General features: G+C 68.1%; 13 protein-coding genes, 1 tRNA gene and 1 pseudogene. 10 read left to right on the forward strand and 5 right to left on the reverse strand.

Annotated elements, in window-relative coordinates; translation table 11 throughout:
- Positions 1-279: 279 nt before the first annotated feature.
- The 3 genes from ACOJTC_RS05360 to ACOJTC_RS05370 form a co-directional block, all read right to left on the reverse strand.
- Positions 280-912 carry a helix-turn-helix domain-containing protein gene (locus ACOJTC_RS05360; protein WP_420115994.1) on the reverse strand — a complete coding sequence of 211 codons (633 nt, stop codon included), beginning with the start codon at positions 910-912 and terminating at the stop codon, positions 280-282.
- Positions 913-1,324: 412 nt separating this feature from the next.
- Positions 1,325-1,987: a pentapeptide repeat-containing protein gene (locus ACOJTC_RS05365; RefSeq protein WP_091435217.1), complete on the reverse strand. Its 663-nt coding sequence runs from the start codon at positions 1,985-1,987 to the stop codon at positions 1,325-1,327.
- Positions 1,988-2,355: 368 nt separating this feature from the next.
- The gene (locus ACOJTC_RS05370; protein ID WP_420115995.1) at positions 2,356-3,690 is read right to left on the reverse strand and encodes a helix-turn-helix domain-containing protein; all 1,335 of its coding nucleotides are present in this window, start codon (positions 3,688-3,690) and stop codon (positions 2,356-2,358) included.
- A gap of 480 nt (positions 3,691-4,170) precedes the next feature.
- On the opposite strand from ACOJTC_RS05370, the gene amcA reads away from it, so the two are divergent.
- The 9 genes and pseudogenes from amcA (at position 4,171) to ACOJTC_RS05415 (ending at position 11,975) form a co-directional block, all read left to right on the forward strand.
- Positions 4,171-4,350 (forward strand): multiple cyclophane-containing RiPP AmcA, encoded by a 180-nt coding sequence (amcA, locus tag ACOJTC_RS05375; RefSeq protein ID WP_420116004.1) that lies wholly within the window; start codon positions 4,171-4,173, stop codon positions 4,348-4,350.
- Positions 4,350-4,990 (forward strand): annotated as a pseudogene (locus ACOJTC_RS05380) (NAD-dependent epimerase/dehydratase family protein). Before amcA ends, ACOJTC_RS05380 begins: the two are co-directional and overlap by 1 nt.
- A 384-nt stretch (positions 4,991-5,374) precedes the next feature.
- Positions 5,375-5,977 (forward strand): DUF4254 domain-containing protein, encoded by a 603-nt coding sequence (locus ACOJTC_RS05385; protein ID WP_420115996.1) that lies wholly within the window; start codon positions 5,375-5,377, stop codon positions 5,975-5,977.
- The gene (locus ACOJTC_RS05390; RefSeq protein WP_420115997.1) at positions 5,974-7,884 is read left to right on the forward strand and encodes a nucleotidyltransferase domain-containing protein; all 1,911 of its coding nucleotides are present in this window, start codon (positions 5,974-5,976) and stop codon (positions 7,882-7,884) included. The genes ACOJTC_RS05385 and ACOJTC_RS05390 overlap by 4 nt, the downstream gene beginning before the upstream one ends.
- The gene (locus ACOJTC_RS05395; protein ID WP_077936271.1) at positions 7,865-8,419 is read left to right on the forward strand and encodes a phosphoribosyltransferase; all 555 of its coding nucleotides are present in this window, start codon (positions 7,865-7,867) and stop codon (positions 8,417-8,419) included. The genes ACOJTC_RS05390 and ACOJTC_RS05395 overlap by 20 nt, the downstream gene beginning before the upstream one ends.
- Positions 8,398-9,495 (forward strand): glycosyltransferase family 9 protein, encoded by a 1,098-nt coding sequence (locus tag ACOJTC_RS05400; protein ID WP_420115998.1) that lies wholly within the window; start codon positions 8,398-8,400, stop codon positions 9,493-9,495. The genes ACOJTC_RS05395 and ACOJTC_RS05400 overlap by 22 nt, the downstream gene beginning before the upstream one ends.
- Complete coding sequence (locus ACOJTC_RS05405) at positions 9,483-10,628, forward strand: hypothetical protein (RefSeq protein WP_420115999.1); 1,146 nt, start codon at positions 9,483-9,485, stop codon at positions 10,626-10,628. Before ACOJTC_RS05400 ends, ACOJTC_RS05405 begins: the two co-directional genes overlap by 13 nt.
- Positions 10,618-11,364, forward strand: coding sequence for an SDR family NAD(P)-dependent oxidoreductase (locus ACOJTC_RS05410; RefSeq protein ID WP_420116000.1), 747 nt, complete (start codon positions 10,618-10,620; stop codon positions 11,362-11,364). Before ACOJTC_RS05405 ends, ACOJTC_RS05410 begins: the two co-directional genes overlap by 11 nt.
- The gene (locus ACOJTC_RS05415) at positions 11,349-11,975 is read left to right on the forward strand and encodes a histidine phosphatase family protein (protein WP_420116001.1); all 627 of its coding nucleotides are present in this window, start codon (positions 11,349-11,351) and stop codon (positions 11,973-11,975) included. Before ACOJTC_RS05410 ends, ACOJTC_RS05415 begins: the two co-directional genes overlap by 16 nt.
- On the opposite strand, the gene ACOJTC_RS05420 is transcribed toward ACOJTC_RS05415, so the two are convergent.
- On the reverse strand, positions 11,941-12,381 hold the full coding sequence (locus ACOJTC_RS05420; protein ID WP_420116002.1) for an NUDIX hydrolase: 441 nt from the start codon (positions 12,379-12,381) through the stop codon (positions 11,941-11,943). The genes ACOJTC_RS05415 and ACOJTC_RS05420 overlap by 35 nt on opposite strands.
- Positions 12,382-12,650: 269 nt before the next feature.
- A tRNA-Lys gene (locus ACOJTC_RS05425) sits at positions 12,651-12,726 on the reverse strand.
- Between the two features lie 187 nt (positions 12,727-12,913).
- Here ACOJTC_RS05425 and ACOJTC_RS05430 point away from each other — a divergent pair.
- Positions 12,914-14,188, forward strand: a complete 1,275-nt coding sequence (locus ACOJTC_RS05430; RefSeq protein ID WP_420116003.1) for an Ig-like domain-containing protein — start codon at positions 12,914-12,916, stop codon at positions 14,186-14,188.
- The last annotated feature ends 90 nt before the right edge of the window (positions 14,189-14,278 follow it).

Raw genomic sequence — 14,278 nt, forward strand, 5'->3', positions numbered from 1 at the left:
CAACAGGGAACGACAACTGGCTCCAGCGTGACCGACTCACATCCCCCAGCCGGCTCTTCGGAGAAGTCACTTCCCGGACCCGCCGCCACCCAGGATAGAACTCTCCTCCCAGCTGCGTCTTGACACAGAGGGGAGCCATGAGAGGGTGCCTCAGTTGTCCATCTCCGGCGAAACAGGAACTTCGCTCACCAGCAGAACCCACGGCTGTCGGCGGGTGCCGTCGGCGCTCGGCTACGGCGAGCGGCCCTGTCGGTGTGCCTACCTCACTCTCGCGCTGTTCTACCCGTGCTGGTCGGGGGTGTTGAGGATCAGCAGGAACCGGGCTTTGGTGTCGGTGTCGGCGAGTGCGAGCGTCTGGTCCAACACCGCCTGCGCGGCCATCTTCGGTGGCGTGGGCGTGCGTCGGTGTTCCCAGCCGGAGACGGCCGCGTCGCTCGCTCCCAGCCGTTGAGCGAAGTCGTGGACGGTCATCCGTAGCGCCTCCCGCAACGCGCGGACCTCCCGCTCGGTCCACCGACCGACGACCACCGCCTCACACTGGCACCTTCTCGGCTCCGCCGGTGCGCTCGGTTGTCCCTGAACGGTGGGAGCGATGAGGCGGGCAGCGCGTTGCCGACGCTCGCGGTCACGTGCCGATGCCCGCTGCTCGTGGAAGTCCCGCACCAACGCGGCGACCTGGTCGAAGGCGGCCAATAGCGCCCCGTTGGCACCGACCACGTCGTCGGCGTCGCACCAGAAACCCCGGATGCTCATGTCCCGACCGGTCTCAGCGTTGGCCAGCGTGCTGCGCGAGTAGCAGATCCGCTTGGCCAGTTGCGCCTGCGTCATCCCGGCAGCGGCACGCCATCCGGCCAGCTGCCGGCCAAGATCCTTACGATGCTCGGCCACCAGCCCCGGGATGATCCCGTCCACCGAGCCGAACCCTCTCGGCAGGACCGGCGCAGACCCCACTCCCCCACCCCGTCGGGTCGACTGCACACCTACGGTCATCGACGCCCCCACCGGCCCGCGAATCGCCACCCGGAGGACCAGCCAGCCACGGCGAGAGAACCAACCGGCAAAAGTACAGAGTCGTCTGTCACGGCGGTGAACGGCCAGATGCGCGCACCGAGCTGCCCACCCAGGACAAAGGCCTGGTCGTCAGCACCGTCGAAGCGCCCCACCGCGAACGCGGTCGTCTCGACGTACAACCTCACCGGCAACGCCGCCGCCCCCGCAGCGGCGGCCGGTAGCCCACGACTGACATTCCACCGGGCCACTGCGACACCAACAGACCCAACGAGCGCGGCCACAAGCCGACCGACGGGCGCTCCCCATCCGAAGATCATTGAGCCCGCACCTCGATGTGGAATTCACCGACAGCCAGGTGGGTCAGGTCGGGCAGCTGCTCCTCGGTGAGGATAACCCCGTACAGGTTCGCGAGAGTGGTCTTCAGGCCACGCAGCGAGTTACCCCGCAGGTCAGCACCGTGGAGCTGACTCGATTCCAGTTCGAGGCGAGCCAGCTGGCACGATCGCAGTACGACCTTGGGGAGCCTGCAGGAGGACCAAGTGGCGTCGGTGAGGATGCAGTCGACGAACGCAACCGCTCCGCTGGCGGCGACCCGGCTGAAGGTGGCGTAGTCGAAGCGGCAGCCGTCGAACAGGACATCCTTGAGACGGACATCGGTGAGCCGGGCACCGGTGAACCGCGACCCGGTGAGGACACTCCGCTCGATGCTGAGCCCGGACAGGGCCGCGCCGGAGAAGTCGCTGCGGACGATCTCGCAGCCGAAGACCGTTCCCCCTTCCCAGGAGCTCTCACTGAGGCCCGAACCGGTGATCCGGCTACCCCGAACACGGACCGCGTCGAGGACGGCACCCCGCCAGGAGACGTCATCGACATGAGCGTCGGTGAGATCAGCACCGGGCTCGGTGGTGCTGTCGAGGTCGTCAGGGTCGAGATCGGGAAGCAGGATCGTCACGTCGCCGACTGTGGTGGTTCGCATGGGTCCTCTACCTGTTGAACGGCCGCGCGGGAGGTCGCACCACGTGGCCGGGGGTCTGCCGCATCAGCGGATCACTTCGTCGTCTTGTTCCAGTTGTCCCAGCTCGGCCGGTTGCCAAGCCTAGCCGCTTTGATCAACACTGTCCGTTATTGCGGGGTCGCGGATACGCAGGCGGCTGTCGCTGGCACAGCACCGCGTGAGCGCCTATCGGTCGGTCGAAGCGCCCGACACGGGGTAATTACTCGGTGCCCAATGCTCGATGTCGATGTCCTTAGCGACGGATAGAGCCAGCGACCGAGGTCTGCTCCGGCTCCAACCGCCCATGGAGCTACCCGATGCCGTTTACAGGCGAATCGACGCAGCCCGCTCTAACTGCCAGGTAGCGCGGCGCGACTGGTGGTCAAGGCGGCGACACGTTCGTCGAGTCGGGCACCGTTGCGGCTGTCGCCGAGTACGTTGCGGACGGCCCGGACCCGGTCGAGGCCAGTGCCGTACCAGTCGGTGTGTAAGGCATCGATGGCCTGGTTGAGGTAGTCGGCAGCCCGATCACCGTCATCGCCATAAGCGTTGGCAAGGTCGGCGAGGACTACGCTGCGCTGTTTGGCACCGGCCCCTGGGAGAGCGGCGAGTGCCTGATCCAGCTGGGTGGCGGCTTCCCCGTGGTCGCCATCGGCAAGGGCGGCGTAACCGGCGAAGGAGTGCAGACGCGTGTTGTCGTAGAAGTCGAGCCATTCAGGCGGCACCGGGCTGCCATCAAGCGCCTTCGCTGCCAGATCGATGTGATGGCGGCTGGCCGCCGCTGCTCCTGCCCGGCCCTCGACCTCCGAGGCGACGCAGTGCAACCAGGAGCGGACCAGGGGGCTGACGCCGTGCCAGGTGTGTTGGAGGGCTGCGTTGGTCAGCGTGCGGGCCTTCGCGGGATCGTGGCCGAAGGCGGGGATGAACGCCATGTGGCCGAGAACAGCTGCGGCCAGCGCATGGTCGCCGGCTTCGCGGGTGGCAGCGAGGGCGACGTCGTAGCAGCGTTCGGCGACGGCGGGCTGGCTGAGGTCGAAGAAGGCGAGTCGGGCGGTGAGCAGTGCGGATTCCGCGAGCGCTCCGGCGAGACCAGTCCGGTCGGTTCCGGTTGCGGCACGGAGGAGCCCGATGCCGAGCTGAGTGTGGGCGTAGGCGGCCTCGTACAACGGCCGGGCCGGGCTGGTCCAGTACAGCTCTCGCTGACAGTGCACGATCTGCCGGTACGAGTCGGGGTCGACGGTCTTGCCGCCGGCGTGTGCGGCGTGGGGATCGAGTGATAGCAGCGGCGCGACCAAGGGCAGCATGCTGGCACCGACGAGCGCGCGTAGTACGGACGCCCGGTCCCAGCCGTTGCCGTTGTCGTCTCGGGTGAGCATGTCCCACAACCTCCTGAGCTCGTGCAGTGTTTCCGCGGCCGGGCGTACGGCCAGTTCATCGGGGGTGAGCAGGCCGAGGTCGCTCGCTGGCTTACCGAAGATCGCGACCAGGTGCTTGCGGTAACGCGGGTCTGGCCACCGTTCCCCGGTCTCCCAGCGTCGCACCGTGTTGGCGTTGAGCCCGGTGTCGGTCTCGCCTACGCGGCTCATCTCGGTGCGGATGCGTTCGGTGGTCTCCTCGTAGGACCAGCCGCGTTGGAGTCTCTCCCACGCGAGCTGCCGGTTCGGGGAATAGCGCCGTCCCGCCATCGCGCACCTCCGGACATCGCCTGTCGACGTGGATCACGCTAGCCACTGCCGCTACAGGTCGTCACTACCTGGTTGCGACTGGACGGGTAGTGGACGGTACCGGCCCACGGCGGGGAACGGTTCGCTAGAGCTGGACATCGAACGCCGCCGCTGCCGGTGGCACCGGTGTCCACCGATGACCGTCAACGGCATGAGGTTCATGGTGGTCGTACTGATCAGGACTGACAAGGCGTCGCCCCAGCTGGGTTCAGATGCCGTGATGGCTGTCGGCGCAAGTCCCGTGAGGTTGGTCCCTCGCCTGCGCACCGCCGTCGAGCCTGCGCAGGCGGGTGATCGGCGGGGTGCTCCCAGCCGCCGCCTCCCGGTGGCGGACCTGCCGGTCTTCCGGTGGGTCCGCCACACCGCCGGCCGACTCCGCAGACCTGGCGCATGTCCTCGGCGATCACGGCGCGGCATGGGCGGGTCGGAAGCGGGACCGCGATGAAGGTCTACGTCTCCCGTAACGCCGCTACGACAGCCACCGGTTCGACAAGATCCGAACGACCGGGCGCCCTGCCGGTAATCGATCAGACCACGCCTTCCCAGGTAGACCCACCCCTGTACACGCACGTCTGGCGTCGGCTCTTCGAGCAGAGCCCGGGAAGGGAGGAGCAGCGATGATGTCTCGTGTTGTGGTCACCGGAGCGGCCGGTTTCATCGGCTCGCACCTGGTCGACGCGCTACTGGGCAGAGGAGTCAGGGTTGTCGGCCTGGATCGGCGGCGGGTCGGTGAGCACGCCCTCGCGGACGAGAACCTGGCCGAGGCGGTCGGCAGCCCCCTGTTCACGCCGTACTGCCTGGACCTGGCCGTCGACCAGTTGGACGATCTGGTGGCTGGCTGCGACACCGTCTTCCATCTCGCCGCGCGGCCGGGTGTACGGCCGTCGTGGAGTCGCGAGTTTCTCGACTACACCCAGACCAACGTGCTCGGCACACACCGGTTGCTGGAGGCCTGCGCCCGCCAGGGGGTGCGCCGGCTGGTCGTCGCCTCGTCGTCGAGCGTCTCCGGTCCGGCCGACCGGCCCAGCCGCGAAGACGACCCACCTGCCCGGTCTCCCCCTACGGCGTGAGCAAGCTGGCCGCGGAACAGCTGTGTCTCGCCTACGCCCGGCGAGCTGACAGCCCACTCAGTGCCGTCGCGCTGCGCTACTTCACCGTCTACGGGCCTCGGCAGCGGCCCGACATGGCGATCGACCGAATTCTCTATCGAGGGATGTGGCCGGTTGGTGCCGCAGCGGCCAGGACGTTGGGTCCTTGGTAACGGCGGCGGCGATCGGTGTCGGCTGGAGCCAGCTCGCGTGACCCGCTCGCCGCCGCCGCGCCGATCAGACAGAGAAGCGGGGAGTCATGGCTACGTATCTCGGCGGCGGGCAGATCGAGGAGGCGCAGGCCCGTTCTGGCAAGACACGTCGTGTCCTGCGCCAACGGCCGATGCTTGGCCTGCGACGTACTGAGTCCGTGTCCCGCGCGCGAGCGGGCTACGGCCGCCTTCTTCCGGTCGCTGCGGTTGCCCCGACGCACGCCCGGTGCATCCCGTCCCGAGTTGTGCGGTGCCCGCCGCACCGCCGTGTCGGGCTCGTGGTGGTCGGCGTGACGACAACGCGCATTGCCCCATGCGGCTATCGCTATCGATTCGCTTCACGGCATGCCGAACGAGGCAATTGGAGGCTTCATCGTGGCCCTTGATGCTGTAACTAACTCGGCCAACTCTGCAGGTCAGCTCGGCAGGCAGAACGTCCTCCCTGCCTCTGGTCTGGTCATCGACTCGTTCCGGGACGACTCCGCCTGCTTGATGTCTTCATGGCGGGTCCCGTTGCGGGCTGCCGGGCGACTTGCCGTGCACCACGGCGACCAGTGGTCAGCTGAGATGATCTCTCGGGATCCGAACGCTGATGACCATGTCGTAGCCGCCGCGAAGCGGTCCATCGACCTGCTGAACCGCGTTCGGGTGGACCTGGTCACGGAGATCGACACGTGGGTCGACCGCGTGCTCCACGATCCGGGCACCGGACCGCTGCACACCGAGACGATCGGCTCGGTCATCGACCGGTTGGCCATTGCCTGGGTGCGGTGCCAACGCCTGATCGACCACGAAGCGCAAGAACGGAGCGCCAGCCAGGCCGATGCGGCTTTGCGGCAGTTTCGAGAGCTGGCGCGTGCGTACGACGATCTTGTGCGAGATGTTCGCGAGGGTTGCCGACGGATTCCTCGTTGGCGTGCCCTCAAGAGCTACGGCGAGCGCCGATGAACGTCGCGGTGACGCTCAACGGTGCCGACAACGTCGGCAAGTCCACGAATGCGCAGTGGCTGGCCTCGGCGACACCGGGGATCACCCTGACCGGGACCATCGACCGGTGGGACCCGCAGTGGGCGGAGGTGTCACGGGACGACTTCAGCCGATGGTGGTTCGTCGACAGCACCACTGACGAGCACGTCGATCTCGTGTTCCGTTCCTTCGCCACCCGGTGCCAGGGAGGCGGCAGGTTGGCGTTGGAGGACCGGGGCTACCCGATGCTCGTCGCCACCTGCGCGGCGACGGCCGCGGTGAAGGACGGAACGCCGATCGGTGAGGCCCTTGCCGAGGTAGAAGCCCGAGCGCTCCGATATCTCCCCGTCGACAGACGCGAACTCCACATCCTGCTGCGGCACGATCCTGATCCTTCTGCCGAGGCGCGGCAGGCGTTGGCCCGGGACCGGGCTCCCGCATCCGATCAGTACGCCGCCTACCAGCGCCAACTGGCCGAAGCCATCGAACTCCAAATCCACCGAGGGGACTACCACCGGTTGATCGTGCGTGGTGATCGGCCACTGCTCGATGTTCAGCGTGAGGTTCGCGAGGCCGTCACCCGCTTCGGCGTGCCCGTCACACTGCTGGCTCCGGATCGCGTCGACCGGCTCTGGGTCCTCGCCGGCATGTCCGAGAGCGGAAAGAGCACCGTCGGGGAGTTACTCCGTACCGAGCACGCCGTCACGCGGCTGAAGATCGGATATCTGCTCCGCCTTGCGGCCGACCGGGCCGGCGTGACCGACCCGTACCAGGCGTGGGATGAGCTGACCGAGGCACGGATGCTGTCCGAGGAGATCCTCCGCTTAGCCGCGCTCAATCCCGGCTCCCACCGGATCAGCGTCGAAAGCGCGCATCGCTTCGAAGCAACCAGGCATGTACGGCAGATCTGGGGAGATCGCTGCCAGATCATCTATCTCGATGCGCCGCCGGCAGTGCGTCTGGCCCGTGGCAAAGAATCACCCGATTCGCTAGCGTCTCGGGACGCGACGAAGCAGAACCGGGGCGCCGAGCGCTTCGCGGCGATCGCCGACTCCGTCGTCGACAACACGGGCAGCCTCCTCGCCCTGAAACGAGCGGTCGCCGAGCTGGTTCACCGCACTTCCGGCGACCGACACCCGCCACAACGTGAGACACCGGTGCCGGCGTCCCTGCGACCTTTCCTCGCCGCCTACGCCGCCGAGTTGGTCGACGACGAGACGGCACTGGTCGCAGTCACCGGAAGCCTGGCCTATGGAAACTGGCAGCCGGGCTGGAGCGACGTGGATGTCCTCGTCGTCCGGGACACCCTTCCGGTGCGTTGGCTCGCCAACCGATCGCTCCCACCCACCGGCCCGGACGGGGCGAAGATCGCGCTGTCGGCATTCACCACCAACGAGGCGCGCACCGGCAGGCTGCCACCACGCCTGCTCTACGCGCTGCGGCAGATCGCGCACGACGGCCGGGGAGTGCTGTATCGCCGACCCGGTCTCGTACTCCATGTCCTCGACCGGACCGCCGACGAGTGCGCTGCCCGCGGTGACCTACCGCTGGTCGTCATGACGCTGCGGCGGCTGGCCGCCCGACCCGACACCGATGTCAGGGCGCTCTACAAGCACGTCGTCCTCGCCATGAAGATCATGCTCCGAGCGGACGGCATCGACCTCGACGCCAGCGACGAAGTCCGCCAGGCCTTCGCCGGCCGACATCCCTCCGCCCGCGTCGACCTTCCCTCGGTCACCGACGTCAGCCACGCCGACTGGCGCTCGGACAACGAACTCACGGAACGAATCCGCAGCGCCGCCAGCGACCTGCTGGCCTACGACGAGACCCTCGGCCACACCCGCGACCATGGAAGGACGACGGAAGCCAATGACGGCCACCGCACGTAAGGCGATCACCGCCGACCGAGTAGCCCGACTCGGAGTCGGCGACACCACCCGCCCGGTCAGGATCGTTCACGAACTCGACGGTGTCCGCAGTGACACCGCGCCGGATCGGGTGATGGCCGCCGGTGACAACCTCTGGCGGCTTTGGTGCGAGCATCCCGCCTACCGGCCGCACGACGTGCTGCTCGGCCTGGACGCTGGCGGCATCATCCCCACGCTCGCGGTCTCCTGGGCGAGCGGCAGCCACTACCGCATCGCCTGGAAGATCAACCTCGACCTGCCGGAGAAGCTCGTCTTCCACGAACCTCACGCCCGCCGCCTGGAGGTGTTCGCCTACGGCCGCTTCAAGGGTCAGCGCGTCCTCATCGTGGACGACGAGATCACGACCGGGCTCACCCTCACCAACCTCGTCACCGCGCTCCGCAGTGCCGGAGCCGACGTCACAGGCGTGCTCTGTCTGGTCGAGGACACGACCGGAGACGGGCGGGAGCTGCTCGAACGACACGAGGTCCCGCTGTGCGTACTGACCACGCTCTGACCGACACCGACAGCCCGACCTGTTGGCGGGGCGGACCGACGCTCGTCCGGCGCAATCGGGCCCCGCTTGGCCGACTCCTGCCGTACCGGCGGGCCGCGGGAGAGCTGCCACCACCGAAGGCCGCCCTCGACGCGGTGCACGAAAGCGGCTGGCAGCTCGACCTCGGCGCACGAGGGCTCGGCGACGTACTGCTGGGTCTCGCCCTGGCGCAGGCTCTCCACGAGGCCACCCACGACCGGTACCCGCAGCCGGCATACGTCGGACCCCGCGCGGATCTCCTCGCCCGATGCACCCTGCCACTCACCGTCACCTCCGCGAACGGCCAACACTCGATCGGCACCGAAAACCCGACACCGCGCACCTTCGAAGCCGTTCCCGAGATCCCGCCGACGAGGCTCGACATCGTCGACGCCAACGTCCTCCAGGTGCACGCCACGCTGCCGATGCGCTACTACCTCGACATCGAGCAGACCCTCGGGGTACGGCTGCCTGCTGACAGCGACCCGTGCCCGCGGTTCCGCGCCACGGAGCCCACACCTACGCCCTACCACGTCCTCTTCGTGTCCACCACCAGCCGGCCAGAGCGCAAGGACTACGGCATCGAGAACTTCGCGGCAATCGCGCGCTGCCTCACTGCTCACCGGCCTGACGCGCCCTGGCGGTTCGGCCTGATCGCCGCGCCGGACCGAGCGGCACCACCGTCCGTCGCGCAGATCGAGGTCTTCCACGGTCCGACGGCCGTGGACTGCGTCGATCTGTTCGCTACCGCCGAACTGGTCGTCGGCAACGACACCGGCCTGACCCACCTCGCCGCCCTCACCGAAAGACCGGACGGCACCGGGCCTACCGTCGTCGGCCTGTACGGGCGGCACGCACACACCAAGTGGATTACCGGCTCAACCCGTCACCACGCGGTGGCGACGCCGTTCTCACAGCTCATGTCCATCGCCGACGCGTGCCCCGTCCGGGACGGCTACGACGACACCGTCTGGTCCACCGCCAGCGACCTGCGAGCCGTACCGGCCGAACTGATCGCGCGTTTCGCCGGCCGGTGCGTTGGCTGGTGGGACTCGTGATCCGCGTCGCCCGCCACCGGCGGTTCACCGCGAACCACACCTTCCATCTCGATGTCGGCGCACGCCGACTATTCGTCAAGGCCAACCCGAATCCTGCCGAGGCTGCCGCCGAGATCGCCGGGTACCGGCGGATCCAGCACCACTATCCGCTCCCCGCCCTACACGCGTACCACCGCGTCGGCCGTTGGACCCTGACCGTGTACGACCGACACCGGCCCGACCAGCCCGACACCGGCCTGCTCCTGGACGCCATCACGGCCGGCGACGTCGGTGCCCGCGCCAACCTCGACCACGGGCTCGACGCCATCCTCAACCGCTACCAGCACATCATCGGCACCACGATGCGTCATCTGCCCGCCTCCCAGACCATCGGCAAGCTCTATCGCGACCGTGCCCAACCCGGCGGCCGGATCGACCTGTACTACGGCCACAACCCCAACCTGCTGACGATGCCCGACAGGTCCGCCATCCGCTGCAGCGACCTACACGAGACGACCCTCGTCATCAACGGACAACCTCGACGACTCGACTTCGACGCACTGGTCACCGGTCTCCGCACCGCCCTGCACCCGGACCAGCAGACATGGGCAGCGACGACCCAGGGCGATCCCACCGACGTCAACATCGGCCTGGACGACCAGAACCGACCCGTCTGGTTCGACTACGACACCGCCGGCCTCAACTCCCTCGCGGGGGAGATCGCCTGCTTCCTCTGGTACCAACGGCTACACGCCGCATGGCTCGTGCCGCGCTACAACCCCGGAGCCTTCGCCGACCACCGGCGGGCAATCACCGACGCCGTCAGGCCTCAGGTCCGACTGGCGAGGCTGTCGGCCCGGACGATCACGATCGACTACCAGCACCGGCCGTCGGCAGCGCGCCAGCACACCGTCGCCCGCTACCTCGGTCAGCTCGCCCAACCACTCGCCACCAGCATCGGCACCGACCTGCTCACGTGGCTACGGCCGTACCTCGCCATGCGCCTGCTGGCCGTCTACCCGCTGCACCAGATGGAACCGTCGGACGCCGCGTTGTCGATCGGCTTGCTCGCAGACCTCTACGCGCCCAAAGCCGACCTGGCCCAGCTGCTGGGACTCACCACGACACCTGGGAAGACAGTCCGTGAATCGTGACGTCGCGATCGTGACCGGGGCTGGCGGCGGAATCGGAGCTGCGGTCGCCGCCCGTCTCGCTGCCGACTTCGACCTGGTCCTGGCCCACCGCCACGACGATGACGACCTCGGGGCGGTCGTCGAGGCGGCCCACCAGCACGGCGCACTCACCAGCACGGTCATCGGCGACCTGACACGGTCCAGGACACAGGCGCTGTTCCAATCCACGGTCGACGCCCATGCCGACCGGCTGGTTGCCGTGGTCAGTAACGCTGGCGCATACCCCCGAATCCCCTGGCCCGAACTGGACCTGGACACGTTCCGCAGTCAACTCGAACTCAACCTGGTAACCCACGCCGCGTGCATCCGCGCCGTCACGCCCACCCTGATCGCGAACGGCTGCGGCCGCATCGTTGCCGTCTCCTCGATCCTGACCCAACTCGGCCGCATCGACCTGGCCGGCTACATCGCGGCCAAGAACGGGCTCGAAGGCCTCGTCCGGGCCCTGGCTCGTGAACTCGGCCCGAACAACATCACCGTCAACACGGTGCGCCCGGGCTCGATCGAGGTCCCCGCCGAGCACGCCGTCGTCGACGACCACGCCGCCATGGTGCAACGTCAACTCGACCGGCAGTGCATCAAGCGTCGTGGCCAGCCTGCGGATGTGGCCGCCGCCGTCGCCTTCCTGCTCTCCCCCGCAGCAGGATTCATCACCGGACAGGCGCTTAACGTCGACGGCGGGTGGCACCTTTCGTGAACGGCCAGGTTCTCTGGATACGCCACGGCACCTGCCTCGACGGCCTCTGCCGCCCCCGCGCCCACGCCCGTCCCGACACGCCACTGACGACGCGTGGGACCGCCGAGGTCGTCAGCACAGCCCGCTGGCTGCTCGACCGGAACGCCAAGCCGAACGTGATCCTCACCAGCACTCTTCTGCGGGCGACGATGACTGCCGGCATTCTGGCCGAGATCCTTGATGTGCCGATCGCGCCGCCAGATCCGCTCTACGCGGAGTGGCGCGCGCCCGACTGCGTACTCGGCCTGAGCTCCGAGGAGTACCCGAGCGAATACCAAGCGTGGCGCAGCGAACGCCTTCGTGATCCGGATTCGGCTCTCCCTGGTGGGGAGAGCCTCACCGCGCTACGACAACGCGTGTTGGAAGCCGTATCGCGCGCCCACGAGGCCGCCCAGCGGGGCGTGGCCCTCATCGTGTCGCACCGCGTCTTCATCGGTGCCGTAGCCGCAAACCTGAACGGTGCCCGCAGCCCGCAAGACACTTTCCAGGCAGCCCGGGACTTCAGACTCGGACCGGCGATGGTCTGGCCAGCCTGCCCTACACCGAGAGCAGGGCCTCCTCGTTGGAGATGATGAACTCCTTCAGCGCATCCGGCTTGAGATCCACCGCAGGCAGCTTGTCGATCGCCACCCGGTCGAGCTGGTAGCCGCCACGCGACGGATCAGCGAACTCCTCCCCGGTCCGGGCGTCCTCGTTCAGCTGACGTAGCCGACAGGCGAAGAAGTGCTGGACGGAAACGCCCTCACCAGCGGAGGCGGTGAACAGGAACACCTGGGCGAACCGGTCCGCCTCGGCACCGAGCTCCTCGTGCAACTCGCGGCGAAGCGCGGCCTCCAGGGAGACATCCGTCGACTCCAGGCCGCCGCCCGGAGTTGTCCAGTACGGTGCCTGGCCGGGCTTGATCCGCTTGATCAGCACGAGACGGTCGTCCTCATCCAGAAGAACGGCCCGCACCGACCTACGTACGATCTGACGCACGACTTGCCCCTATCCGCGCCCGGGAATCACTAACCGTAGCGAAAAGTACCCGGTTGCGGTTTTGGGCGCGCAACGAGGTACCTGGCAAGCCGCCGCACCCGCCGACAGCGCGTCAGGCAGTTGATCCGTCTCTCCACCAACACGCCACCAGTCCACCGGCAGCAGGAGCGGTCCAACGGCTCCCGAGCACCCACCGAGACACCGAGCCACCAACAGAAACGCCAAAAGGCTCCGACCCAGGGTGAAACCCCAGGTCAGAGCCTTTTTGGTGGTGCGCCGCCAGGGACTCGAACCCCGAACCCGCGGATTAAGAGTCCGCTGCTCTGCCAGTTGAGCTAGCGGCGCTCGTTGGCAACGGAGAGAACACTAGCACGGGCCATGAGCGGGGTTCCAATCCGATACCCGGCTCCACCCTTCGGGCGAGCTTATCGGGCAAAAGTGAACACATCCCCCCGACAACACACGTCCGGCATCGAGCTGGTGGCCGCCATGGGGCACGATGTCCGCCAGGCACGCGAGAACAGAGGTGGGGATGGGCAGGTTCACGCGGGGCGGGGCGATGGCGGGCGCTCTGGTCCTGGCGGCGTCGCTGGCTCTGGCCGGTTGCGGCGGCGACCAGAAGAAGGAAGCCGAGTTCGTCGGCGGCACCGTGGCCACGCCGAGCGCCGGGGAGGCGACTCCGACGCAGCCCGGTGGCGCGTCGCCGTCCGCGCCGACGGCGGCCGACCTGACGGTCAGTCCGGCGAACGGGGCGAAGGGCAGGCCGGTCAGCACCGAGATCAGCGCCGACCTCCCGGACGGCGGAAAGATCTCCTCGGTCACCCTCACCACGGGTGACGGCAAGCAGGTCGGCGGGAAGATGCGTCTGGACGGCAGCTCCTGGGTGCCGTCGTCGGCCCTGAAGTACAACACCAGATACAAGGCCACGGTGACCGGCACCGGCGCTGACGGCCAGCCCCGGCAGGGGGTGAGCACGTTCACCACGATGGCCAAGCCGAACTCGATGATCGGCTCCGGCCTGTACCTCTTCGACGACCGGACGTACGGCGTGGCCATGCCGGTGGTGGCCGAGTTCAGCCCGGGTATCCCGCAGAAGGACCGGGCGGCCGTCCAGAAGCGGATGTTCGTCAAGACCGATCCACCGCAGCCGGGGGCCTGGCACTGGGTCTCCAACGGCACGCAGGCGTACTACCGGGCACCGGAGTACTGGCAGCCGGGGACGACGTTGAGCGTCCGGATCGCGCTGGCCGGGATTCCGCTGAGCAACGGCCGGTACGGCAACGTGGACCGGTCGGCCACCGCCAAGATCGGGCGGGCCTTCGAGATGAAGGTGGACAACGCCACCAAGCAGATGGAGGTCTTCCAGGGCGGCCAGCTGATCAAGACGCTGCCGGTCAGCCTGGGCAAGAAGAGCACCCCGTCGTCCAGCGGCACCATGGTGGTGATGGAGAAGAAGGAGAAGACCGTCTTCGACACCATGGACGAACCGGACCCGGCCAACCAGTACCGCACCGAGATCGACTTCGCTCAGCGGCTGACCTGGGGCGGCGAGTACATCCACGCGGCACCGTGGTCCGAGGGGGTGCAGGGTCGGCGGAACGTCTCGCACGGCTGCGTCAACGTGTCGATGGCGATGGGCAAGTGGCTCTTCTCCCAGACGAAGGTGGGTGACCCGATCACGGTCAAGGGCACCCCGCGCAAGCTCGTACAGGGCAACGGGTGGACGGCCTGGAGCCTGACCTGGGCGGAATTCGTCAAGGGCAGCGCGGTGCCGGTGCCGCAGGGCGGTTCGGGTCCGCTGGTCTGACCGCCGTGTCGGGGGGGGGGCCGGGGCCCCACCCCCACCGGCCCGGCCCGGGGCCGATTGGGAACGCCCCCCCCCCCCCGGGGGGGTTTT

This window comes from Micromonospora sp. (genome assembly GCF_048594385.1).
GTDB lineage: Bacteria > Actinomycetota > Actinomycetes > Mycobacteriales > Micromonosporaceae > Micromonospora > Micromonospora wenchangensis.